Consider the following 24,781-nt stretch of genomic DNA (forward strand, 5'->3'; position numbering starts at 1 on the left):
AGCATCGGGGATGATTACTTCCAGGGGGGCGGGTTAAGCCTCTGTTTTAATAGTTGAATAAATCCTGATATGCGTGCAGAACGCTCCTTTTCTGGGCTACTTAATAGTGCAACAATATTCGCGTTGGGTAATGAATATTCCGGCAATATGCGCACCAGTTCACCGCTGTTTATCTGCGGCTGCACATCCCATTCAGAACGCATAATGATGCCAAGTCCTGCAATAGCCCAATCTTTAATGACACGCCCCTCGTTGCTTGCAAGTGTTGGGGTGATCCTAATCATTTCAACTTTGGCATTATCATGTTTGCCGTCGGCAAGTTTGGTGAAGGGCCACAAGGTGACATCTTCGTTATTCTCCCTTAGAGCGATGCTCCTATGATTGAGTAGTTCTTGAGGGACCTTCGGTGTGCCCATTTGCTGGAGGTATGTTGGAGCGGCGCAGATAAACCTCTGATTAGTTGCTAGTGTAATCATTTTTAATGAAGAATCATTGAGCGCACCTATATAGATGATGACGTCCCATTTATGGTGACTCGACCAATTCGGGTTATCGGACAACTCAAGCTCGATATCTAATTGAGGGTGTTTAACTTTATACTCCCCAAGCAATGGGGCGATATAGTCATTACCAAACCCTAGTGGGGCTAACACCTTGAGCTTGCCGCACACATGTTCCTTTAGTTCATCGAGCTGCTCTTGTAACTCATCGAGTCCGCGTAGAATTTTCAGGCCTTTATCCAGTAAAAGTTGCCCTTCTTCGGTAAGGCTCACGATTCGAGACGGCCGCTGAATAAGTTTAATCGACAGTTTTTTTTCAATATGTTGCAGTCGTAGGGTCACCGAAGGTGGGGTGATATTTAAGGCTCGCGCGGCATCTGCTAGCGTTCTGTGACTAGCAATTGCTGTAATGAACCTGAGATCTTCAGTGGTGATCATTTGGTTTGAACCTAATCTATATCTTAATAAGTATTAATGTAAAACAAAACGTACTTCTTGGATACTCTTGTTCTACTTGCTGGTTTGATGGCGCTCACGTGCATCATATCCACAAATGAATTATTTGATAGATTAGGAAAATTAGCATGTTACGTAATGAAATTCTAAATCCACAATTATTGATCAAGTATCAGACTCTCGATACGCCATTCATGCTGGTTGATAAACAGGTCGTGCTTAAAAACTTAGCGCGATTACGCGATAAGACTGAAGGTTTGGGGGCTGAATTACGGCCGCACTTTAAAACCGTTAGAGCACTTGAAGCGGTTAATGACTTATTGCCGCAAAACAGTTCAGCCATTACTGTATCAACGGTAAAGGAAGCTGAGGCACTGGCAGCTGAGGGCTATACCAATATTGTTTATGCCGTCGGTATATCTGAGGCAAAATTACCAAGGATCGCTCACCTTATTGCTAGAGGGACCGAGGTAAGAGTGCTACTCGACACAATAGAACAAGCGAAGTTTGTTAATCGCTATTGTGAGCAGCATTCGTGTGTCATTCCAGCATTAATCGAAGTTGACTGTGATGGACATAGAGGTGGCATTCACCCAGATGATCCTACGTTAATTGAAATCGCCAACCTGCTCCATCAAGGAGCTGCAAGCTTTCACGGTGTGTTAGCTCATGCGGGGGAGTCCTATCTTTGCTTCGATGAAAAGTCTCTAGCAGAAGCTGCCAGCAACGAAGTTAACATGACGCTAAAAGCGGCCAATAACCTTCGCGCCGCAGCAATTCCATGCGATATCGTTAGTATTGGTTCAACGCCTACCGCTCACAGCTATCAAGACCTAACCGGGATCACCGAAGTGAGAGCTGGCGTTTATGGTTTCTTCGATTTAGTCATGGCTGGGATCGGGGTTTGTAAATTAAACGATATTGCAGCTAGCGTGGTAACAACGGTTATTGGCCATAACAAAGAAAAGGGCTGGTTGTTCATTGATGCAGGCTGGATGGCACTGTCAGCTGATCGTGGTACAGCGGGTCAACCCAAAGATTGTGGATATGGCTTGGTCTGTGAAGTCAATGGTACATTGCTTGAAGGTCTGCAGGTTATCTCTGTTAATCAAGAACACGGCATCATTGGCACAGTAGGTAATGACCTCATTAAGCTTGAAGATTTCCCCGTCGGCTGCCGATTACATATCTTACCTAATCATGCCTGCGCCACAGCATCTATGCATCAGCACTACTATGTGTTTGATACGCGGAGCGATACATACGAAATCTGGAACCGAATTCAAGGCTGGTAACATGCAATATTTAAATGAAGCGCAAACCGCAAAATTGGTCACCCATCAACTGGCTTATTCTGCTGTAAAAGAAGCGTTTATCGCAGCGACTACAGATGAAGCAACACTGTTTCCAGTGGTTAACGCATCAGGCCCACAAACGGACTCAATGTTTTCATTAAAATCAGCTTCTACAAAATCGCTGGTGGGCTGGAAAACTGGTAGTTACTGGCCAGGTAATCAAGTTAAGAGTATGCCGTGCCATGGCACCAATGTATTTCTGTTAAGCGCTGAAACCGGTGAACTTGTTGCTGTGGTTGCAGCAACACAAGTTAATGCCTACCGCACCGCGGCGGCCGATGCAGTTGCTGTGAATTACCTAGCAAGAGAAGATGCTAGCGTGTTGACTGTCTTTGGTACTGGGCATCAAGCTGAATACGAAGTATTAGCCATCGCAGAAGTACGTGATATCACAAAGGTGTTAGTGGTTGGCCGTGATAAACATCGTTGTGAACAGTTCGTTAAACGACTGATAGACAGTGGCTTACAAGCTGATTGCGAAGTGGCAAGCGCTCAATATGCCTGTGAACATGCAGATATTATCGTAACCGCAACCACAGCCACTGCGCCGTTATTTAAGGCTCGCTGGGTTAAAACGGGCACTCATATTTCAGCCATGGGGGCTGATAAAGTCGGCAAGCAGGAGTTACCAGTGGAGCTTTATCAAGACGCAAGGTTATTTTGTGACTACCGAGCGCAGTCGCAGGTGATTGGTGAATTTCAGCACGCAGAAAATGTACCAGTGACAGAGATAGGTCACGTCATAACATGCAAATCCGTAGGGCGCTCTAATCATGATGAAATTACTATTTTTGATAGTTCAGGCATCGCTATTCAAGACTTATTTGTTGCTGCTAAACTGCTAGAACTGAATGAAGAGCTAAGTAATTAACTAGGGTTTAGTTAAGTACTAGAAGCTAGTAAAACATAAACTGTGATAAATGCGCAAAGAACCAGCAGCCCAGAACTGCTGGTTTTTTTATTGGCTATAAATGTTGAAGTTCAAATTGCTAATATGCTCTTTACAACAGCTCCAAGCAACACTCGATAGTCAAAAGTGACGGGGTATGGGGTTACTTAAACTGCATTATTTGATGATGCTTTACTTTTGACTAAGCCTTTAGATAAAAATATGACTGATAAGAGTAAAAAGACTGCAGAACCAAACAGATCCTGTTCTATCACGTTATAAATCAAACCTAAAAACATGAGGAGGGATGCCCAATAATATCTGCTAGGCGTTGATAATAAACTGGTTCTCATTGAGGATACCTTTCTGAAAAAAAAACTGGTACTTACATGTACCTTTAACACTCGACAAAGGTGGGGCGTATTAGCACGTTGTTGCCCTGTTCCCATATAGCGTAATAATTCGCGGCGCTTGTTAGAAGGCGATGGATAATTTAATGAGGGGGAACCTCATCATGCTGCAAAATCAACGTCCCAATAGCTGAGCTAATTTTAATTCCGGCGGCTAAAACTAATACTCCAATAAAGAACACCGCTAATGTCATGAGCCCTGTTTTCTCTTTTTCGGCAACATCACTCCACCGGTTTCTTAATCCATTAATCATTCAATTATTCCTTAGTTATCTAATCAGTCGTTATCTAACCAATGACTTAGCGTGCACGCCACTAATTTCACTAGTAACGTTTTCGCTTAAAAACTAGTTAGTAATTTAATATTTTTGCCATTGATTAACCTAGCATTTGTCAGCTTTGCTGAACAACTCATTAGGTACGTAGTCAATATGAAAAATATTGTACTTAAGAGTTTGCCTGTTCGTTATCTTGAGTTGGTTAAATGGCCATATTTTCAATCCGTTGTTTCTATTGGATCTGCCATCTTGTTAGAATACAGCCCATACACATTCTGCACACTTTTAGGAACCACGATGAAGATCCTTGCCGATGAAAATATGCCTTATGTTCAGCAGTTATTTGGTGATTTGGGCACGATTGAAACCGTAAACGGCAGGGAGCTAACGCCTGAGCAAGTTAACGATGCCGATGTGTTACTTGTCCGTTCAGTGACTAAGGTTAACCAAGCATTGTTAGCTCAGAATAACCAACTTAAATTTGTTGGTAGCGCCACCATAGGCACAGATCATATCGATTTGGATTACCTTGCCAGTCGCAACATTCCTTTTTCTAATGCACCGGGCTGTAATGCAACAGCAGTAGGGGAGTTCGCCTTTATCGCCATGCTTGAGTTGGCGCAGCGCTTTAATAGCCCACTAAAAGGTAAAGTGGTGGGTATTGTCGGCGCCGGTAATACTGGAACCGCGGTAGCGAAATGTCTTAATGCTTATGGGATAGAAGTGTTACTTAATGACCCATTGCTAGAGCAAAGCGGTGATCCCCGTGATTTTGTGACCTTAGATACACTCATTGAAAAGTGTGATGTGATTAGCTTGCATGTACCGATTACTCAAAATGGCGAGCACAAGACCTGGTACTTGTTCGACGCGGCACGCTTAAATAGCTTGCGTGAAAATACCTGGCTGATTAACTGTTGCCGCGGTGAAGTGAACGATAATCGTGCTTTAATCAAGTTCAAGCAACAACGTGATGACGTAAAAGTGGTGCTCGATGTATGGGAAGGGGAGCCTAACCCTATGCCTGAGCTGGTGCCCTATGTTGAATTTTGTACGCCGCATATTGCGGGTTATTCCTTAGAGGGTAAAGCGCGCGGCACTTTTATGCTGTATCAAAAGTTAGCCCAGGTGCTGCAAATTAGCGCTGATAAGCAGATGGAATCATTATTACCGCCGCTTTGGAGTGAGCAGGTTATTGTGCAGCGAATTGATGATGAAAGAGCCTTATTACAGCTTGCGAGATTTGTATACGATTTGCGCGATGATGACCAATTATTTAGAAAACAGTTTTTAAATCAGCAAGGGTTCGATCATATGAGAAAAAATCACACCCATCGCCGTGAATTTAGTGCATTAAAGGTAGGCAATACGGGGCAAACTAATGTAAATTGGTTATCCAATTTAGGGTTTTCAGGAGTCGAGCTGTAATTATGTCGCAGGAATTTAATGTTGTCGTATTAGGTGCATCGGGCGCAGTGGGTCAAACAATGATTGAGATCCTAGAAGAGCGTAACTTTCCGGTTGCTAATTTATTTCCATTAGCCAGCAGTCGCAGCGCCGGTAATACGGTCAGCTTCCACGGTAAACAGGTCGAAATTTTAGACGTTGACACCTTTGACTGGTCACAGGCTCAGATTGGTTTCTTTTCTGCAGGTGGTGACGTTTCAGCTAAGTGGGCGCCTATCGCTGCTGAAAACGGCTGTGTTGTTATTGATAACACCTCTCACTTCAGATATGACATCGACGTGCCATTGGTGATCCCAGAAGTAAACCCTGAAGCGATTGCAGACTTTAGAAATCGTAACATCATCGCCAACCCGAACTGTTCAACGATTCAGATGTTGGTTGCACTAAAACCTATCTATGATGCATTCGGTATTTCACGTATTAACGTGGCGACCTATCAGTCTGTGTCGGGTTCAGGCAAGCAAGCTATTGAAGAGTTGGCAGGTCAGTGCGCGAAGCTGCTACAAGGTTTACCGGTTGAGCCAAAGACTTACTCGAAGCAAATTGCGTTTAACGTATTGCCACAAATTGATAAGTTTATGGACAACGGCTACACCAAAGAAGAGATGAAAATGGTGTGGGAAACGCAAAAGATATTTGGTGATGACAACATCGTTGTAAACCCAACGGCTGTTCGCGTTCCGGTATTTTACGGTCACTCTGAAGCGATTCATTTAGAAACACTACAACCTGCTGACGCCGAAGATGTTAAATCGGTATTACGTGGTGCAGAAGGTGTTGAACTATTTGATACCGATGATGAGTATCCAACAGCCATCACCGAAGGTGCTGGAACCGATCCTGTTTATGTTGGCCGAGTGAGAAAAGATATCTCTCATGAAAACGGTATAAACCTTTGGGTTGTATCAGATAACATCCGTAAAGGTGCGGCACTTAACAGTGTTCAAATCGCTGAAGTATTGATTAGAGATTATTATTAATTTTTAGATTAACGATGCTTTGCTGAATAAAAAGCCCGCACAATGCGGGCTTTTTATGTTTTAAAGATGTGAACAGTAGCAGGGCAGCGGATTCTAGTTTATAGTAATCTTAATAAATACAATTGCCTAAAGCTCGTCACCAGGGTGGTGACACCAGCGTGCTTTAAAGGGAAGGATTGATGAACTTTCGCACTTCGCATCTTGTCGGCTTAATAGCCACGGGGATAGTGGCTATTGCAGCCCCTTCGATTAATTCAGTTGCTGCTGAGCCATTAAAAATTACAGGGCCAGATGGCCAAGTAAAGCAAAGCATTCGTCAATATGGTCCAACAACCTCGCAAGATACTTTTTGGAGTATCGCTCAGGCGGTTAAGCCAGACAATAGCGTTACTGTTTACCAGGTTATGTCAGCGTTATATGACGCCAACCCTCATGCTTTTTCTAGCAAAAACTATAACAGTTTAGAGCGCGGCATGATTTTGCTGGTGCCAAATAAAGCTGTGATACAGCAAACCTCTCAAGCAGATGCTAAGGCTCGCGCCGAACGTAACGATCGAAAGTGGTCACCATCAGGGGCTAAACCTAGCATTGCGCCAAAAACGGTGGCTGCAAAGATAGAAAGCCCTCAACCGAGCGTGGTCGCTAAAACACCGGTTTCTGTGAAGCCTAATCCATTAATTGCAGATTTATCGGCCGAGGTTGAAGCCTTAACTAGGCAGATGGAAGCGATTCAAGCTAAAAATCTAGAACTAACCGATGAGTTAGCACGAGCGAGCGATGAGATTGTTGTTGGTTCGTCTGATACGGCAGCATTTCAAGATGAAATAAATCAGCTTAAAGAAGAAAACGCTTTATTAAAACAAGCGCTGCAAGACTCCAAATCTGAAAATGAAGCGCTAAATCAAGAAGTACAACTTAAACAGAAACAACTCGCAGCATTTAGTGTGCCAAAGCAAGAGCCAGCGTCAGATCTATGGCGAACCATAATGGATAATCCTCTGTTATTGGTGTTAGGTGGCGTTTTACCGGCATTGCTTGTTGTGGTGCTATTTTGGTTGTTTATTAGACGCAGAAATGACGCTAACGCTGAAGAGCAACAGAACCAAGATGCAAACGCTGCTGAAAAGCCTATAAGTGCAGCACCAGAAGGGGCGATTTTAGAAGATAAGTCTGATGATGCCGAAGGTTTAGCTGTTCATCTCGATACAGATGATGCGTCTAATATCGACCCATTAACAGGGGCCGTGGCCGCGACTACCGTGCAGGCGGCACTTGCCGAAGAGCAAGATATTATCGTTGAAGACTCCCAAGACGAAGGCCAATCATTAGATGATTTATGGGCTGAGGCGATGGGGGAGCAAGATCTAACAGACACTGATGAGTTTGATGCATTCAACAGCACTGCAACTACTAATGATTTAAATACCACTTCTTCAGATATTAGCGATTCCAAATCATCTGATGAAGACGATCTCGATTCACTGCTTGCGGGCTTTGATGTACCTGCAGAAGACAGTTTTGAACAGCCAGCAACAAACAGCAGCGATGATGATCTCGATGCTCTGCTAGCAGGTTTTGATAATGATGATAGCGAGGTGGTTCAATTAGAGTCAGGCAGTAACGCAGATACGGCTGCAGAAGATGATTTAGATGCTCTGCTAGCAGGTTTTAATAGTGATGACGCAAATGATGAAATCCAATCTTCATCTCAATCCGCAAGTGAAACAGGCACTGCAGCTGACAGCGCGGAAGATGATTTAGATGCATTACTGGCAAGCTTTGGTGAAAGTGTTGATGACAACGCACTTGATACGAAAGAAGACTTTGCTTTTGATGCCGAAGTTAATGCTAATACTGTGACCGATACTGCGGCTGAAGATGATATTGATGCATTATTGGCAGGTATTGACGAAACACCTACAGAACCTAGTTCAACAGATACTGCAGAAGATGACATTGACGCTTTGCTTGCAGGTTTTGATAGTTCAAATCTGCAGACTGAGCCCGTTTTCAATACTGATACTGAGGTAGAGGATGATCTAGATTCATTGTTAGCAGAGCTTGAAGGCGATGATGGAGCTCAAGAGGATAGCAATGAGATCCCTGATATCGATGCACTTTCTGATGAGATGGCGGCAGAACTAGAGCTTGGATTTGAAATTGCTGCAGAATTAGATTTAACCGCCACAGACGATGCAGACCAAGAGAAACCTGAAAGTGAGCTTGACAGTGAACTTAATGCCTTGCTTGCAGATCTCGAAGCGCCGTCAGAGCTAGAGCAAACTGCAAATGTTAAGCTTGATTTAGATGAAGAGCTAGCATTAGCGCCTGACGTTGAACTTGAGCAGTCTGAAGAGCTGACGAAAACGGCAAAGGACTCAAATAGTCTAGATTTTGACTTAACGGGTTTTGATATTGATGGACTAAATTCAAGCGCGCAAAGCACTGTTGGGATGGGCTTGGCTGCACTTAAGTCAGATAGCGATAACCTTGATGCAGATGCTGATACCGCGGTTACTAAAGCATCTGAAAGGAAAGTATCTGAAAACAAAGCAGACGATATGCTTGAGTTTACTTTGCCTGAAGTTGACGTTGAGCCTGACGTTATAACTGATATTAAATCCGATCTTGTATCTGAACTAGAAACCGCAGTAGTAAAGAGCGAAAAAGAAAGCGGCTTCTTCGATGATCTTAAAGGTGACAAAAAGACAGAGGCAAACACGTTAGATTGGGAAAGTATTGCTAATCAAAGCGATGCCGCTGACGAAGCCCTAGCGCTTTCAGCGTCCGCCCAACTATCTGATGATGAGCTATTGAGTCGTTTGGCCGCCGAAGGCGATTCACAAGATCAAAATCTTGATCTCACTGAAGATGATGACGCATTCTCACTTGACGACTCTAAGATGACCGTTGATGAAGCATTGGCAGCGCTCGATGCTGAGGAACTTGGCGTTAAAGAGCTAGATGATAATGAACTAGATGTTAATAAGCTAGGTGATAAAGATTTAGGCGAAAAGTCTTCAGCAAAAAGTGCCGTCGCGATGCACGACTTAACCACTTTCCAAAAAGATAATGGTTTTATCGATATTGATATGCTTCTAAGCGAGGCCGATGAAGATAGCGGTGATACCGATCTTTATAAAGAATTGGATGTCGACATGGGCGAGTTAGACTCTCTAATGGGTAACTCACCTATGGTTGATGTCGATGATGAAGAAAACTCGGTTAATGCCAAGTTAGATCTAGCCCGGGCTTACATCGAAATCGATGACAATGATAGTGCACGAGCACTGCTAAAAGAAGTTGAGCTTGATGGCAATGACCGACAACAGGCTGAAGCCATGGGGTTACTTAACGAGTTGGTGTAAACCACCGCAATAAAAAACGGCGCCTTTGGCGCCTTTTTTATACTTATCGTTTGCTTCGAGTATGTTAGAATCGCCGCCTATTAAAAGATTTCGTTTATCCGAACAGTTCGCTAAAACACAGTGGGCGGTCGAATAGCAGTTTAACCGAGTTATAGAGGTGTGGGATGCGGGTTGCGCTAGGTATAGAGTACGATGGTAGTCAATATTTCGGATGGCAACGTCAGGCCGAAGTGGATACTGTTCAAGAGCGGCTAGAAAAAGCGCTTTCAATCGTTGCTAATGAGCCTATAGCGGTGCAATGTGCTGGCCGTACTGACGCAGGGGTTCATGCCACCGGGCAAGTGGTGCACTTTGAAACCAATGCCGTGCGTAAAGATACCGCTTGGACACTTGGCGTGAATGTCAACCTGCCTGACAATATTGCAGTGCGCTGGGTAAAAGTCGTTGATGATGAATTTCATGCACGTTTTACTGCAACGGCAAGACGTTACCGTTACATGATTTATAATCACCAACTTCGCCCAGGTATTTTGCGCAGTGGTGTGAGCCATTATCCTGGTAATATCGATGAAGCCAAAATGCACCAAGCGGCGCAGTATCTACTTGGCGAACAAGATTTTACCAGCTTTAGAGCCGTGCAATGTCAGTCTAACACGCCGTTTCGCTGTGTGCATGAGGTCAACGTTAGCCGTCAAGGCATGTATATCTGCGTTGATATCAAGGCGAATGCATTCCTGCATCACATGGTGCGTAACATTGTCGGCTCGCTATTAGAGGTGGGCTTAGGTAATCAACCCATGGAGTGGATTGAGCAACTGTTAGCACTTAAAGACAGAAATAAAGCGGCGGCAACAGCTAAACCTAATGGTCTGTATTTAGTCGATGTCACTTACCCTGAAAGCTATCAATTACCTAAGTTGGCACTTGGCCCATTATTTATGTTGGACTAAGCATTATTTATGGGGTTAAGGACAATCTTAACGGTGAAGGTCTGGGCCTTATACGTTTTAAATGGATAAAAGTTTGTGATTGAACAAGACACATTAAAGCCGGTGGCACCCAAGTCAGGTGCTGCGTTGAGTAACTGGTTAGACTTTTTATTAGCGATTCATCCAACCGAGATTGATATGGGCCTTGGGCGTGTGTCGCAGGTTGCCAAACGCATGGGCTTAACCGATTTAGGTGAGACCAAGGTCGTCACTGTGGCGGGCACGAATGGCAAGGGCACCACCTGCGCCATGATTGAAGCTGCATTGCAGTTGACAGGAAAAACCGTGGGCGTATACAGCTCTCCTCATCTGCTTAATTATAATGAACGCGTGCGGATCAATGGCCTTGATGCGACAGATGCTGCGCTGGTTAATGCATTTGAAGCGATAGAAACCGCCCGCGCTGAGATCTCATTAACCTTCTTTGAGTACGCAACTCTAGCCGGTTTATACCTGTTTAAAGCTGCCAAGCTTGATGTGGTATTGCTAGAAGTTGGGCTAGGCGGGCGACTAGATGCCACCAACATCATCGATGCCGATATTGCGGTAGTGACCTCAATCGATTTAGATCATCAAGAGTACCTCGGTGATACGAGAGAGCTCGTGGGTGCAGAAAAAGCGGGTATATTCAGAGCAAACCGCCCAGCAATCGTGGGTGAACCTGACTGTCCGGCTTCTCTTATCGAAGTGGCTAATCATATCGGTGCCATAGTGTATCGGGTTAATGAGGATTTCAGTTACCAATGCAGCGACCACGATTGGCATTATCAAGGTCAGCATTTCGATTTAACCAAGTTACCACTGCCATTTTTACCTCAGCCCAATGCGGCTACGGTTATTGCGGTACTTGAGCATCTTTGTCCACCGATTTCTGCTGATATTATTGCTAAAGCGGTGGGAGAGACCCAACTGGCCGGGCGATTAGAGCAGCTCAACGATTCACCACGAGTGATTGTTGATGTCGCACATAACCCCCATGCGGCACGTTATTTAAGCTCACGTTTAGCTGCCATGCCCAAGGGGCGGTTAATTGCGCTATGTGGCATGTTAAAAGACAAGGATGTGCGCTCGGTGTTACAGGAACTATCAGCAGATGTTGATCAGTGGTTCCTGTGTGATCTGTCTGTGCCGCGGGGAGCTACTGCTGCAAACTTGAAAGCCTGCCTGCCTGCACAGATACAAGTACAAGCTTCAACGTTTACCAACATGAGTCTGGCCTGGAATGCGCTTCGAGCGCAATTGCAGAGTGAAGATGTGGTAATTGTATTTGGCTCATTTTACACTGTTGCAGGTTTTAAAGATTTGTTTAAGGGAGAAAGTCTTGTCTAGTCAATTTCAAAACCGTCTTGTGGGTGTCATTGTGATTGTGGCATTAGGGGTGATATTTTTACCCGATATTTTGGACGGTAAAAAACAGCGCGAAGAAGAGCAGTTTGCTGAAATTCCCCTTAGACCCGAGATCCAAGAGAGTCACTTGCCGGAGCAGAATATCGAAACGGTCGATTTGGGTCAGAACACTCAGCAAGCAGCGCAAGATACGGGATCATCCGGCGACGCTTCTTGGCACATTGCTGAGGAGGACGAACCGGTCAAAGCGGTTGTAGCTAAGGCAAAAGCACAGGTTAAAACAACGCCTAAGCTAGAGTCTAACAGTACAACAAAGCCTAAGGCTGCTTGGACGATTCAGTTGGGCAGTTTTAACAATGCAGCTAACGTGAAAGGGCTGGTTAACCGTCTTCGCGATAAAGGGTTTACCGCCTACACGTTGCCGACTAAACCCATAGATGGCCAATTAACCAAAGTGTTCGTTGGGCCTAATGTGTCAAAAGATAAGCTTAACCGTATGCAGCGTGATATCGAAAAGCTGACGCAGTTAAAAGGCCGAGTGGTTGCTTATAACCCCGTCGAGAAATAATAAATCGTGATTGTCTTTGTTTGAGAAAAAGTTATTTCGCCGTGAAAGCGTGAGAAATAACTCTGTCTCTGATAGAATCGCGCCGTCTTAAACCCTATGCTGGATTACCTCTTAAATGGTTTGGATTGATTACGCCATCATTATTGTTATCGGACTATCAACTCTGATTAGTTTGGTCCGTGGTTTTGTAAAAGAGGCCATGTCTCTTGTCGTTTGGTTTGCTGCTTTTTTTATTGCCAGCCAGTTTTACCTCAAACTCGCTACGCATCTGACTCAGATGCAAGATGAAATGGTTCGAAATGGCGTGGCGATAGCCATTCTGTTCGTATCAACGCTCATCCTTGGTGCTCTCGTTAACTACCTAATTGGCCAATTGGTTTCTAAAACCGGATTGTCAGGCACAGATAGAGTGCTCGGCTTATGTTTTGGTGCGCTAAGAGGCGCATTAATCGTGAGCGCGTTACTGTTTTTTATGGATGCTTTTACCGGAGCACCCAACACAGATTGGTGGCAAGATTCTACACTCGTGCCCGAATTTGGAGTTGTGATCCAGTGGTTCTTTGACTACGTGGAAAACACCTCAAGCTTTGTACCCAAAATATAAAATGCACTAAAGCATTACTTGGCTTTATGTGAGTATTTATACTCACATAAAGCAAAAATATTAAATAATAGAACATCTTACAATGAGGAAGCTTACCCATGTGTGGTATTGTCGGAATAGTTGGCCAGTCATCGGTTAATCAAACCATTTATGATGCACTGACTGTGCTCCAGCATCGTGGACAGGATGCTGCTGGCATTGTGACCGTCGATGGAAGTGCGTTTAGATTACGTAAAGCGAATGGTTTGGTGAAAGACGTTTTTGAACCAAAGCATATGCAGCGCCTGCAAGGTAATGCTGGCATCGGTCACGTTCGTTACCCAACGGCAGGAAGCTCGAGTGCTTCTGAAGCTCAGCCGTTTTATGTTAACTCTCCATTTGGTATTTCATTAGCGCACAATGGTAACTTGACCAATACGGTTGAGCTGCATGAGCGTTTATTGAAGCAGCGCCGTCATGTTAATACCACTTCAGACTCAGAAGTGTTACTTAACTTACTCGCCGATGAACTGCAGCAAACCACTACAGACGATCTTAACGCTGAGGAAGTGTTTAACGCTGTGACTAAGGTGCATGAGCTGACTCGTGGGGCTTATGCGGTTGTTGCCATGATTATTGGCCAAGGTTTAGTGGCATTTAGAGATCCATTTGGTATTCGTCCGTTAGTGCTAGGTAAGCATGAAACACCAACGGGTACTGAATACATGGTTGCCTCTGAAAGCGTGGCATTAGATGCAGTAGGCTTTGAGGTCATGCGTGATGTCGCACCGGGTGAAGCGGTATACATCACTCTTGATGGTGAGCTTTATACCCGCCAGTGTGCCCACTCGCCAAGCTACTCTCCTTGTATTTTCGAATTCGTTTATTTTGCTCGTCCAGACTCTACGATTGATAACATTTCTGTTTATAGCAGCCGTGTCAATATGGGAACCATGCTGGGTGAGAAGATTAACAAAGAGTGGGAAGATCATGATATCGATGTCGTGATCCCCATTCCTGAGACGTCATGCGATATCGCACTTGAAATCGCGCGTCATATGGATCTGCCTTACCGCCAAGGTTTTGTTAAGAACCGCTATATCGGCCGTACCTTTATCATGCCTGGGCAACAAGAGCGTAAGAAGTCTGTGCGCCGTAAACTTAACGCGATAAATGCCGAGTTTAAAGGCAAGAACGTATTATTAGTTGATGACTCAATTGTTCGTGGTACCACTTCAGAACAGATCATCGAGATGGCACGTGACGCCGGCGCGAAAAAGGTCTACTTCGCCTCAGCAGCACCAGAAATTCGTTTCCCTAACGTGTACGGCATCGATATGCCAACCACAAATGAATTGATTGCTCACGGTCGTGATGTTGAAGAGATCAACAATTTGATTGGTGCTGATGGGATGATCTTCCAATCATTACCAGATTTGATTGAAGCTGTACGTCAACAAAACCCTTCAATTAAGCGTTTTGAAACGTCAGTATTTGACGGTAAGTATGTGACTAACGATGTAAATCAAGAATACTTAGATTACATCACGCAGTTGCGTAACGATGATGCTAAGGCAAATCGTAGTAAAGATATTGGCACTAATTTAGAGATGCATAACGTTTGTCATCCTTAAGCTAGATGCGATATAAAAAAGCCGAGCAACCGCTCGGCTTTTTTGTTTTCAGCCTTAATTGATAACGATGATAGACGATGTCTATGCTCATGCTCATGTCCATGTCTGAGAGTGTGACAGCTCCTGATGGGGATAAGCACAACGTTAACCCTTAAAATGACAATTGAAATTAAAACGCTTAATGAGAGCCGTTCTCAAAAAGTGTAACACTCTTTGAGCAAATGAATGGTTTTGAACGATTAATACATTCTGCTTTAAGAGTTTCGTTTGCACCGCTTACAGCTTCAAGGTACAGTTACTGTTAATTTATACAGTAATCCTAGTCTCGCAGATGATCTTATATATTGCCGAAAAACCCAGCCTTGGAAGAGCCATTGCCGATGTGTTGCCTAAGCCTTTAAAGAAAGGTGACGGATTTATTCGCGCAGCCAATGGTGATTGTGTCTCTTGGTGCGTCGGCCACTTGTTAGAGCAAGCTGAGCCAGACGCATATTCACCTGAATACAAGTCATGGAAATTTGAGCACCTGCCAATCGTACCAGATAACTGGAAGATGAAACCTAAAGCTAAGATGCGCGGTCAAATAGCTGTGCTTCGTGGGCTTGTTAAAGAGGCGACTCAGTTAGTTAACGCGGGCGATCCTGATAGAGAAGGACAGCTATTAGTCGATGAGATTATTGCGCATCTCGGGGTTAAAGGTGCAAAGTTACAACAAGCTCAGCGTTTATTGATCAGCGATTTAAATCCTCAAGCGGTAACAAGAGCGCTGGGGCAATTGCGTTCAAACCGTGAGTTTATTCCCCTATCAACTTCAGCGCTAGCGCGTTCTCGCGCCGATTGGCTCTATGGCATGAATATGACCCGAGCCTATACAATCCAAGGCCGAAAAGTGGGTTACCAAGGTGTGCTGTCAGTGGGACGGGTACAAACGCCGGTACTTGGGCTTGTGGTACGCCGTGATGTTGAAATTGCTGAGTTTGTGTCTAAGCCCTTTTATGAAGTGTTAGCGCATTTAGCGACCGATAACCAAGATCGATTCAGTGCAAAATGGCAACCGAGTGAAGCGTGTCAGCCCTATATGGATGAAGAGGGACGGGTACTGGCAAAAGGTTTGGCGCAAAACGTTGTCGGGCGTATCAACGGCCAAAGTGCCTTGGTAGAAAAGGTGATAGCTCAAGACAAGAAGCAAAATGCTCCCTTGCCTTATAGTTTATCGGCGCTACAGATTGATGCGGCTAAACGCTTTGGTATGAGCGCAAAGTCAGTGCTCGATACCTGCCAGTCGTTATATGAAAAACATAAGCTTATCACCTATCCACGCTCTGACAGCCGCTATCTGCCTGTTGAGCAACATGGATTAGCGCCGAGTGTTATTCGCGCAGTATTAAGTGGTGCGAGTGAGCTATTGTCTGGCTGTGATGAGCCAAATGCCAAGCTCAAATCAAAGGCGTGGAACGACAAAAAAGTTGATGCCCACCATGCGATTGTGCCAACCGAAAAAACGGCCAATCTATCTAGCCTTAACCAGGCTGAGAAACAGTTGTATTTGCAAGTTGCGCGTCAGTACTTGATGCAGTTTTATCCGGCTTATTTGTATAAAGAGACTCAAGTTGAGATCATCATTGCCGGTGGCTTATTTAAAACGAAGGCCAAACAGGAAGCTGCGCTAGGCTGGAAGCAGTTACTTAAGCAATCACCCAATCAGAAACAAGATAGCGGAAGCTCGAGTGATAAATCGCAGACTGAAGATGGCGATCATCTTGCCAATATCCCAGCGCTTAAAAAGGGCCAAGTTCTGCTGTGCGAGCGTGGCGAGTTATTAGAAAAAAACACCCAAGCCCCAAAGCATTTTACCGATGCGACTTTACTGGGGGCAATGACGGGGATCAGCCGCTATGTCACCGATAGTGAAATCCGGAAAATCTTAAAAGACACCGACGGCTTAGGCACTGAAGCGACGCGTGCTGGCATAATAGAGCTACTTTTTAAGCGCAATTATCTAACCCGCCAAGGTAAATCCATTTTGGCTACCGAGGTGGGCAAAGGCTTAATTAATAGCTTACCGCAAAGCGCGACAACGCCTGATATGACCGCGCTGTGGGAAAATAACCTCGATGCCATCAGCCGTAAAGAAGCCAAGTATCAGAGTTTTATGGATCCCTTAGTGAGCTCCTTACAAGGCTTGATTGAGCAAGCGGGCTCACAGTTACCGACTTCTTTACAAGGGGTTCAGTCGCCGGATAACGGCTTTAAAAAACGTCGTTATAGCGCAAAAAAGGCTGCTACATCTAAATCATCTGCCGTTAGAAAAACGCCGACTAAAAAAACAAGTACGAGTAAGAGAGCCCCTACTAGTAAGTGATAGAGGCTTTATTGAGGGCGTCGACTCTTTTGAAGCATTGTACTTAAGTATGGAGTGGCGCAAAGCTAAGCTAAGCAGATTGGAATAAGGTTAAAGCCAGTTATAACTTACTTATTCCCAAACCATATTTCTAAACTATTTGTTTAAACTGTATTCCTAAATCATCAGCTTGATATCTTGTTTAGTAACTTTCAATTGTGTAACTAAGACCTATGGGTTAGCTTGGCTTTTAACAGTGGTCATGAGGTTAGGCAGATGTTTGATTGGGTTGAAAAAATTGCTTTTAATGAGGCGAGCCCCTTAACGGTGCAGGCGCAAGATACGCAGTTTGGCTTTCACCGTAAACAGCCTGCTGTGATGGAGCACAGCCATTGGCATGGCCACATTGAAATTAATTACCTGTTTGATTGTTCTGCTGACTATTTAATTAATGGCCAAGAAATCACTGTCCCAGAGGGACGTATGATTATCTTTTGGGCGTCATTTCCCCACCAAATGACCGCTTCTCGCGGAGAAGGCGAGTTGGTTAACATCTATATCCCTTTGCAATCTTTTCTCACTTGGATGCTGCCTAGCACCTTTGTTAGCCAGCTGCTGCATGGCGAGGTCATTGTGTCTGACAGTTTATATGCTTGTGACAAGCAGTTAACACAGATCTGGGAAACCGACATTAAGCGAAATGAGCCGCTGTTGACTAGCCAAGTGATTAATGAGATCCGCGGCCGCATTCGTCGCATGTCAATCGAGCAGTACAGCACCTATGATTTAGCCAATAAAGTGAGTAAACGTGAGGATAGGCCTGTATTTGGTGGCCTAAACCATATTCAAACCATGTTGCGTTATATTGCCGATAACTACGATCAAAAAATTACAATTGAAAATGTTTCAAGCTCAACGGGTTTGCATAAAAACTATGCGATGAAGTTATTTAATCGGGTGATGAAAGTGTCGATTAAGCAATACATTAATCAGCTTAGGCTACAGCACGCTCAAGCACTACTTATTGATACCCAAAGCCCAGTGCTTAATATTGCACTGGAGGCAGGTTTTGGCTCGGTTAGCCGTTTTTACGATATTTTTCAGCGCGAATTTGCCATGTCACCGTTAGAGTTCCGTCGTAAGGTGAGTGGCTGAGGTGATTTTTTAGGAAGGCTTTACGACTTTCTCGTAAGCGAACTTGAGAGTGTTCGTGTTTCAATCAGTTTCAATAACTTCTTTATTATTTTTAATGGTCTACAGATTTTGATTCAAAATTTTGATGGCAGTAACGAATAATAAACTGACTTGAATAACGCAAAACATACGAGAGTTTTATGAAAAAGCTATTTATCACCTCAGCCTGTGCTATTGCCATATTATCTGCCTGTTCCAATGACTCTCAAACTGCAAGTAATGCGAATGTTGAACGACAACCTGACGTATTGCCCGCAGCTGCGCAAGTACAAGACAACAAAGTGTTAAATGGCTTAGCCGCGACCTTAACGGACCGCTGGCAGTTAACTGACAATGGTTTGGTTTGGGATGTACAAGATAGCCATGAAGATCATATCGAGATGAGTGGCGAACAAACATCTGCCATTATCTATTATGGCAGCGATGTTAACGGGAACTTGAGCTTAACGCGAAAGCTGGTGTGGCCTATGCTGCGCACCATTCCAAATGATACTCATGCGAGTCTTATTCATGATTTTCCGTTATCTGTTTCGCCGTCTATTACCGTTAATGAGCAGAGTATTACGCAAGAGAAGCTTAAACAGGCTCGTATCGATGGGCGCCTGTCGTTGACAAGCCTTATTGCTGAAGGTGTTGAGTTGACTCGTATCTTGTCACCAAGTACGACTCAGCCAGTAATAGTTGAAGCGTTGACCTTTGGTAATACTAGCAATGAAAGCGTAAAACTGAGCATTGGCGAGCTCGATTATCGCGTTGAGACTCCAGCTGAAAGTGGGGTATATGGTCGTTATCGTATAGAAGCGGCTAGCGACAAATCCGGAGTATTTGAATTAGCAGCGGGTGAGACATTAACGGTTTACCTAGAATTCAAAGCCACTAAAGCTGGGCAAAATCGCGAGTTTGATGCCGCAAGAGAACTTGAACTGCGTCAAGACTATGTGACGAGCTTGAATAACAACCTTCAATTAGTCACCCCCGATGAAAACATCAACAAGATGTTTGAGTTCGCCAAAATTCGTAGCGCAGAATCCATTTTTAGAACTAAGGGCGGTTTGATGCATGCGCCAGGAGGCGGTCGCTATTACGCCGCTATCTGGGCTAACGATCAGGCTGAATATATCAACCCGTTCTTTCCATTTTTAGGCAATGCTGTCGGTAATGAATCGGCAATTAATAGTTTCGAGCATTTTGCTCGCTTTATGAATGATGACGGCAAAGCCATTCCATCTTCTATTATTGCCGAGGGGGATGATATCTGGAACGGCGCTGGCGATAGAGGAGACTGCGCCATGATCGCCTACGGTGCAAGCCGATTTGCACTGGCTTATGGCGATGAAGAGCAAGCTAGGGCGCTACTGCCTTTAATCGATTGGTGTATCGACTTTAGTTACGGCAAGCAAACAAGCGAGGGGGTGATTGCATCGGATAGCGACGAGCTAGAAGGGCGATTCCCAGCAGGTGATGTTAACCTAAGTACCAATATGCTGACTTACGGCGCGCTGATCTCATCGAGTTATTTAAATGAGGAGCTTGGGCGTACAGCGATTGCCACAGACTACCAGTTACGAGCCAAGAAGCTGGCACAAGATATCGAAACTTACTTCGGTGCAAATGTTCAAGGCTTCGATACTTACCAATACTATCAAGGTAACGACAAGTTAAGAGCTTGGATTGCACTGCCATTTTCATTTGGAATTTTTGACCGCAAAGATCAAACCTTAGCGGCGGTATTATCGGAGCAGCTGTGGAGTGAAGATGGGATCTACAGTGAGGCGGGCAATAAGACTTTCTGGGATAGAGCAACACTCTATGCGTTTAGAGGTATTTTTGCGGCTCAAGAGACCGATACGGCAATGCGCTACTTTAAGTATTATTCACGTAAGCGTTTGCTCGGCGAGCATGTACCTTACGCCGTAGAAGCTTGGCCTGAAGGTGATCAGCGCCATCTATCTGCTGAAAGTGCGCTCTATGCTCGAGTCGTCACTGAGGGGATTTTTGGTATTGAGCCAACAGGCTTTAAACGTTTTGACGTCGCGCCTTATTTACCTTCAGGCTGGAATAATATGTGCTTGAAGCATATTCGCGCGTTTGAGAGTAATTTCGATGTCTGTGTGAGTCGTGTTCAAGACGCAGATAAAGGCTTTAGCATCACCATTGAGCAGCAGCAAGGTGAGTTGCAGCAGATTAACTGGGACGGACAATCACCTATCAGCGTTAGCCTATAAAGACGGTAAACAGATGAGGTTAAGTCGTAATGACTTAACCTCATCACCATAAGGCTTTGCACTCCCCTTCGACTCTATTGACTCAAGCTTGCCTACGAGACCGCTATGATTATCCATCCCTATAAATTTGCAGCATTTTTTTTATTTATTGCCAGTTTTCCCCTTGTGCTATCGATTCCGTTTAATGCCGCTAATCTAGCTCATTCCGCTGAAAACACGGTGGCATACACCTTAGCCTCACCCAATGGGCAACTGCAATTACGTGTTTCTCAAGACGCTGAATCAGGAGTTAATTACTCATTAACCGTATCCGGTAAGCCCGTTTTGCAAGATGCCGTCGCCGACATAGTGATTCAAGGCATGCAGGCTAATTTATCTAAGGCAAAACTTGTTGATATGGCGCGAACGAGTGTCGATCGTCAATTACAGCCCCATGTACAGCAAAAGTCTAAATGGGTACATGAGCAATACAATCAATTGGCATTCACTTTTGATAACCAGCTTACACTCACTTTTAGGCTCTTTGATCAAGGTTTAGCCTACCGCTTTAGCACTGAACAGCGGGGAGAGCTAGTGGTGATGGCTGAAACGGTAGGGATTAATTTTGCTGCTGATCATTCGGTACTGTTTCCCGAAGAATCCAGCTTTATTAGCCATAATGAACGTTTGTACTTACCTAAAAAGTTATCTGAAATTACGCCTGAGCAGTTTGCTAGCTTGCCGCTGCTTGTTGACGCTGATGCCGGTATCAATGTCAAAGGTATTAAACTCGTTATTACCGAAACGGGCTTGAGGGATTACCCGGGGCTATGGCTTGAAGGCAGCAACGCATTAGGCTTTAACGCTCGCTTTGCCAATGTCGTGCTTGATAGTGAACTTAAACAAGACTCTGATAGAAATGAGAATATCCTCAAGCGCGCAGACTATCTTGCTAAGAGAAAGTCGATAGAGCTTGCACCTAAAGCGGGCGTTTTTCCTTGGCGAATTTTTGCCATTAGCCAAGCTGATGCTGACTTGCTCACTAACGAGTTGTCGTACTTATTAGCAGACGAGTTAGCTATTGACCCTACATGGGTGAAACCCGGGCAAGTGGCGTGGGATTGGTGGAACGCTAATAATGTATTTGGCGTCGATTTTAAAGCCGGGATTAACACTCAGACCTATAAGTACTATATCGATTTTGCAGCCAAATATGGCATCGAGTACATAGTACTGGATGAGGGATGGCATTATTTAGACAGCGTGTTAAATGTTGTCGATGATATCGATGTTAAAGAGATTATTGCCTACGGTAAGAGTAAAAACGTCGATGTGATCCTCTGGGTGATCTGGAAGACGTTAGACAATGAACTTGAGCAGGCATTAGCACTATTCGAGCGGTGGGGCGCAGCGGGCATAAAAGTCGACTTTATGCAGCGAGACGATCAAGCCATGGTCAACTATTACTGGAAGATTGCTAAGCAGGCCGCTAAGCATAAACTCTTGGTCGATTTTCATGGCTCGTATAAGCCAGCGGGTCTACGCCGCGCTTACCCCAATGTGATCACTCGAGAAGGTGTGCGTGGTCTTGAGCATAATAAATGGGCCGATTACATCACCGCCGAGCATAACTTAACTCTGCCGTTTATCCGCCAGCTTGCGGGCCCAATGGATTACACTCCTGGTGCGATGGTGAATGCTCAACCCGATAATTTCAGGATTAATTTTAATCGTCCAATGAGTAAAACCACAAGAGTACACCAGATGGCGATGTATGTGGTGTTTGAAAGCCCATTGCAGATGCTCGCAGATACACCGTCTCATTATTTGCGTGAACACGAAAGCACTGAGTTTATCACCCGTGTGCCAACGGTATGGGATGAAACTAAGGTATTGTCTGCCAAAATAAGTGATCACATTGTTATCGCAAGGCGTTCAGGTAAACAGTGGTTTATCGGTGTAATGGGTAACTCAAGGCCGCGCGAATTTACCTTGAACTTGAGTTTGCTCGGATTGAGCGAGTCACAGCAATATCAGATGAGCAGTTTCGCCGATGGCAATAACGCCGATAAATATGCCAGTGATTATCAAACTAAGACTGAAACGGTGACATCAAAGAGTGCAATAAACATTACCCTTGCCCCCAGTGGTGGATGGGTGGCGCACTTAACGCCGCATTAATCGATTTATGTATTAGAAAAAAAAGGAAGCGCTAGCTGTGTCATTAACAGATTAGGCTTCCCTTTTATCGCTCTATTTATCGCAGTTTAGCGTTTACAAGATAAAGGTTGCGACCTTTGAGTTGAGGTTGTCGGCTCTATCTTTTAGTGCTTGCGCTTGATCCAGATGTGCTAATGCTGACTCAGTAATGTCATCTGTCACATCTTTAATCGCTACCGTGTTTTGGGTGATTTCATTAGTCACCTGAGTTTGCTCCTCGGCTGCAGTTGCGATTTGGCCTGCCATATCTGAAATCACATTAACCGCTTGAGTGATCTCCTCTAGTGCATGGGCCGCGGCATTAACATCAGTAACACTGTCACTGGCAAGCCCTTGGCTACTTTCCATTAATAACACCGCTTTTTTGGTGGTGTTTTGCAAGGTTTCGATAGTGGTGTAGATCTCTTGTGTTGAGTCTTGAGTTCGACGTGACAAGACTCTCACTTCATCGGCAACCACGGCAAATCCTCGGCCTTGCTCACCCGCGCGAGCGGCTTCGATAGCTGCGTTTAATGCCAATAAGTTAGTTTGCTCAGCAATGCCTTGAATGGTTGTTAAGATGCCTGAGATAGCTTGTGCATGAAGATTTAATTCGCCAATCACATTGGTCGCTTCACCGACTTCGTTTGCTAACGAATTAATCGTGCCGCGAGTTTTGTCGACTAAGTCTTTGCCTTCTTCACTGCTGGTGGCAGATTGCTGCGCCGCAGTTGCGGTATTTTCTGCGTTGGCGGCGATCTCATGGGTAGCACTGGCCATTTCTGTCACGGCAGTAGCAACCATAGCCACTTCTTGTTGCTGGCGTTGTAACTCGTCTACCGTGGTTTGATTGGTCACTAAGCTGTGTTGGGCATCGCTATCTAACTCATTGGCGAGTTGTCGAATATGGCTTATCAGTTGGTGTTGGCTGCTTACAAAACGGTTAAAACTTGTGGCTAACACACCGACTTCATCCTGAGTATCCACTTCAATACGCTGGGTTAAGTCGCCATTACCGTCAGCAATATGGGCTAGTGCTTGGGAGACGCGGCTCAATGGCGCGAGCAGAATGCTTAAGAACCACGAGATGGCAAGTACACTAAAAAGCAGCGCAAGTGCTGACAACCCAAGTTGGGTCAGTAGTAATTTGCTTAGCGGTGCTTCCAAGGTTTCTTTATCGAGAACAAAAATAAGCTCCCAATCAGTATTGGGGACTTCAGAGCCCCAAAGTAACTTGTCACGTCCCTCACTTTCAAAGTAAAGCGGTAACAAGCTACCCGCTTGACGACTTTTAGACGCGATTTGAGCATTAAGCTCGCGGTCAATATTTTGTATGGGTCCCATGGCTTTTGCATGGTCTTTATAAGCGATAACAGTGCCATCTTTATGCATCATGATGGCGTAGCCTTTTGCAGGCAATTTCATGTTGTTAACGCTATCTACTAGGCTAGCAATCGATAAGTCGCCACCGACTACGCCACCTTTAGCAGGCTGCGCAATTGTCACCACTAGAATATTGTAGGCTACATCGATATAAGGTTTCGTTAAGATGGGGCGCTGTTTAGCCATGGCTTGCTTATACCAATCACGGCTACGAGGATCATAGCCTGTACGGTCGATATTCGGATCGGAATCTAGCATTAATCCCGTTTGTGAACCGAAATACGCCAGCTCGAAAGGGGCCGAAAGTTGAGCCTGCTGCAGTACATTTAAACTATCACCGTCAATTTTTGTCGCGGTAGCATTAATAATGGTTTGACGATCGGCTAGCCATTCATCAATTCGAGCCGCTTGCTGCTCGCCAAGCTGCCTGACCTGGTCAGCGCTGCTTTGCAGTAGTAGCTGCTTTTGGCTGGAAAAACTTTGCCATGATAGCAGTCCAATTACGATGGAAAAGGCTAACACAACAGAGATAAGGATCTTTTTCTTGAGCGAATAGGAGTTCATATTAAGGTCTAATTTTACACGTTAGGTGAAGTTCAGGCTGGTAGGGACACTAGCGCTCTGATGAGTCGTTAA

Annotated in this window: 17 protein-coding genes; 14 read left to right on the forward strand and 3 right to left on the reverse strand. The window is 44.8% G+C overall.

Annotation, left to right across the window (positions count from 1 at the left end):
• Positions 1-14 precede the first annotated feature (14 nt).
• Positions 15-938, reverse strand: coding sequence for a LysR substrate-binding domain-containing protein (locus tag ACVBIK_RS12250; protein ID WP_447162035.1), 924 nt, complete (start codon positions 936-938; stop codon positions 15-17).
• A gap of 146 nt (positions 939-1,084) precedes the next feature.
• Between ACVBIK_RS12250 and ACVBIK_RS12255 the strand changes: the two genes are divergently transcribed.
• Both ACVBIK_RS12255 and ACVBIK_RS12260 read left to right on the forward strand, forming a co-directional pair.
• A complete protein-coding gene (locus tag ACVBIK_RS12255) occupies positions 1,085-2,251 on the forward strand; it encodes a DSD1 family PLP-dependent enzyme (RefSeq protein WP_447162036.1) in 1,167 nt (388 codons plus the stop codon).
• Position 2,252: 1 nt separating this feature from the next.
• Entirely contained in the window at positions 2,253-3,182 is a 930-nt protein-coding gene (locus ACVBIK_RS12260; protein WP_447169788.1) for an ornithine cyclodeaminase family protein, read from the forward strand.
• 511 nt (positions 3,183-3,693) lie between these two features.
• Here ACVBIK_RS12260 and ACVBIK_RS12265 read toward each other — a convergent pair.
• Positions 3,694-3,864 carry a hypothetical protein gene (locus tag ACVBIK_RS12265; RefSeq protein ID WP_447164127.1) on the reverse strand — a complete coding sequence of 57 codons (171 nt, stop codon included), beginning with the start codon at positions 3,862-3,864 and terminating at the stop codon, positions 3,694-3,696.
• Positions 3,865-4,185: 321 nt separating this feature from the next.
• Here ACVBIK_RS12265 and ACVBIK_RS12270 point away from each other — a divergent pair, with 321 nt between their 5' ends.
• The 12 genes from ACVBIK_RS12270 (at position 4,186) to ACVBIK_RS12325 (ending at position 22,744) form a co-directional block, all read left to right on the forward strand.
• The gene (locus ACVBIK_RS12270) at positions 4,186-5,316 is read left to right on the forward strand and encodes a 4-phosphoerythronate dehydrogenase (RefSeq protein WP_447169800.1); all 1,131 of its coding nucleotides are present in this window, start codon (positions 4,186-4,188) and stop codon (positions 5,314-5,316) included.
• 2 nt (positions 5,317-5,318) lie between these two features.
• Positions 5,319-6,335 carry an aspartate-semialdehyde dehydrogenase gene (locus tag ACVBIK_RS12275; RefSeq protein ID WP_447162039.1) on the forward strand — a complete coding sequence of 339 codons (1,017 nt, stop codon included), beginning with the start codon at positions 5,319-5,321 and terminating at the stop codon, positions 6,333-6,335.
• Positions 6,336-6,514: 179 nt separating this feature from the next.
• The gene (locus tag ACVBIK_RS12280; RefSeq protein ID WP_447169789.1) at positions 6,515-9,703 is read left to right on the forward strand and encodes a FimV/HubP family polar landmark protein; all 3,189 of its coding nucleotides are present in this window, start codon (positions 6,515-6,517) and stop codon (positions 9,701-9,703) included.
• Between the two features lie 164 nt (positions 9,704-9,867).
• Complete coding sequence (truA, locus tag ACVBIK_RS12285; protein WP_447162041.1) at positions 9,868-10,653, forward strand: tRNA pseudouridine(38-40) synthase TruA; 786 nt, start codon at positions 9,868-9,870, stop codon at positions 10,651-10,653.
• Between the two features lie 75 nt (positions 10,654-10,728).
• Positions 10,729-12,021: a bifunctional tetrahydrofolate synthase/dihydrofolate synthase gene (gene folC, locus ACVBIK_RS12290; RefSeq protein WP_447169790.1), complete on the forward strand. Its 1,293-nt coding sequence runs from the start codon at positions 10,729-10,731 to the stop codon at positions 12,019-12,021.
• Positions 12,014-12,607, forward strand: a complete 594-nt coding sequence (locus ACVBIK_RS12295; RefSeq protein ID WP_447169791.1) for an SPOR domain-containing protein — start codon at positions 12,014-12,016, stop codon at positions 12,605-12,607. Before folC ends, ACVBIK_RS12295 begins: the two co-directional genes overlap by 8 nt.
• 115 nt (positions 12,608-12,722) lie before the next feature.
• The gene (locus ACVBIK_RS12300) at positions 12,723-13,211 is read left to right on the forward strand and encodes a CvpA family protein (RefSeq protein WP_447162044.1); all 489 of its coding nucleotides are present in this window, start codon (positions 12,723-12,725) and stop codon (positions 13,209-13,211) included.
• Between the two features lie 98 nt (positions 13,212-13,309).
• Positions 13,310-14,824 (forward strand): amidophosphoribosyltransferase, encoded by a 1,515-nt coding sequence (gene purF, locus ACVBIK_RS12305; protein WP_447164131.1) that lies wholly within the window; start codon positions 13,310-13,312, stop codon positions 14,822-14,824.
• Between the two features lie 331 nt (positions 14,825-15,155).
• Positions 15,156-17,186, forward strand: coding sequence for a DNA topoisomerase III (locus ACVBIK_RS12310; RefSeq protein WP_447169792.1), 2,031 nt, complete (start codon positions 15,156-15,158; stop codon positions 17,184-17,186).
• Positions 17,187-17,441: 255 nt separating this feature from the next.
• A complete protein-coding gene (locus ACVBIK_RS12315; protein WP_447164133.1) occupies positions 17,442-18,320 on the forward strand; it encodes a helix-turn-helix domain-containing protein in 879 nt (292 codons plus the stop codon).
• 179 nt (positions 18,321-18,499) lie between these two features.
• Positions 18,500-20,584, forward strand: coding sequence for a hypothetical protein (locus tag ACVBIK_RS12320; protein ID WP_447169793.1), 2,085 nt, complete (start codon positions 18,500-18,502; stop codon positions 20,582-20,584).
• Positions 20,585-20,689: 105 nt separating this feature from the next.
• The gene (locus tag ACVBIK_RS12325; RefSeq protein ID WP_447169794.1) at positions 20,690-22,744 is read left to right on the forward strand and encodes a glycoside hydrolase family 97 protein; all 2,055 of its coding nucleotides are present in this window, start codon (positions 20,690-20,692) and stop codon (positions 22,742-22,744) included.
• 93 nt (positions 22,745-22,837) lie between these two features.
• Here the strand turns inward: ACVBIK_RS12325 and ACVBIK_RS12330 are convergent, their stop codons facing one another.
• On the reverse strand, positions 22,838-24,709 hold the full coding sequence (locus ACVBIK_RS12330) for a methyl-accepting chemotaxis protein (RefSeq protein ID WP_447169795.1): 1,872 nt from the start codon (positions 24,707-24,709) through the stop codon (positions 22,838-22,840).
• Between the last annotated feature and the right edge of the window lie 72 nt (positions 24,710-24,781).

The sequence above is a fragment of the Shewanella sp. 125m-1 genome, from assembly GCF_052977065.1.

Coding starts and splice junctions, on each gene's coding strand:
- ACVBIK_RS12310 (WP_447169792.1), top strand. CDS start 15,156: ATGATCTTATATATTGCCGAAAAACCCAGCCTTGGAAGAGCCATTGCC.
- ACVBIK_RS12250 (WP_447162035.1), bottom strand. CDS start 938: ATGATCACCACTGAAGATCTCAGGTTCATTACAGCAATTGCTAGTCAC.
- ACVBIK_RS12275 (WP_447162039.1), top strand. CDS start 5,319: ATGTCGCAGGAATTTAATGTTGTCGTATTAGGTGCATCGGGCGCAGTG.
- ACVBIK_RS12325 (WP_447169794.1), top strand. CDS start 20,690: ATGATTATCCATCCCTATAAATTTGCAGCATTTTTTTTATTTATTGCC.
- ACVBIK_RS12255 (WP_447162036.1), top strand. CDS start 1,085: ATGTTACGTAATGAAATTCTAAATCCACAATTATTGATCAAGTATCAG.
- ACVBIK_RS12320 (WP_447169793.1), top strand. CDS start 18,500: ATGAAAAAGCTATTTATCACCTCAGCCTGTGCTATTGCCATATTATCT.
- ACVBIK_RS12300 (WP_447162044.1), top strand. CDS start 12,723: ATGGTTTGGATTGATTACGCCATCATTATTGTTATCGGACTATCAACT.
- purF (WP_447164131.1), top strand. CDS start 13,310: ATGTGTGGTATTGTCGGAATAGTTGGCCAGTCATCGGTTAATCAAACC.
- ACVBIK_RS12260 (WP_447169788.1), top strand. CDS start 2,253: ATGCAATATTTAAATGAAGCGCAAACCGCAAAATTGGTCACCCATCAA.
- ACVBIK_RS12270 (WP_447169800.1), top strand. CDS start 4,186: ATGAAGATCCTTGCCGATGAAAATATGCCTTATGTTCAGCAGTTATTT.
- ACVBIK_RS12330 (WP_447169795.1), bottom strand. CDS start 24,709: ATGAACTCCTATTCGCTCAAGAAAAAGATCCTTATCTCTGTTGTGTTA.
- truA (WP_447162041.1), top strand. CDS start 9,868: ATGCGGGTTGCGCTAGGTATAGAGTACGATGGTAGTCAATATTTCGGA.
- ACVBIK_RS12315 (WP_447164133.1), top strand. CDS start 17,442: ATGTTTGATTGGGTTGAAAAAATTGCTTTTAATGAGGCGAGCCCCTTA.
- ACVBIK_RS12280 (WP_447169789.1), top strand. CDS start 6,515: ATGAACTTTCGCACTTCGCATCTTGTCGGCTTAATAGCCACGGGGATA.
- ACVBIK_RS12265 (WP_447164127.1), bottom strand. CDS start 3,864: ATGATTAATGGATTAAGAAACCGGTGGAGTGATGTTGCCGAAAAAGAG.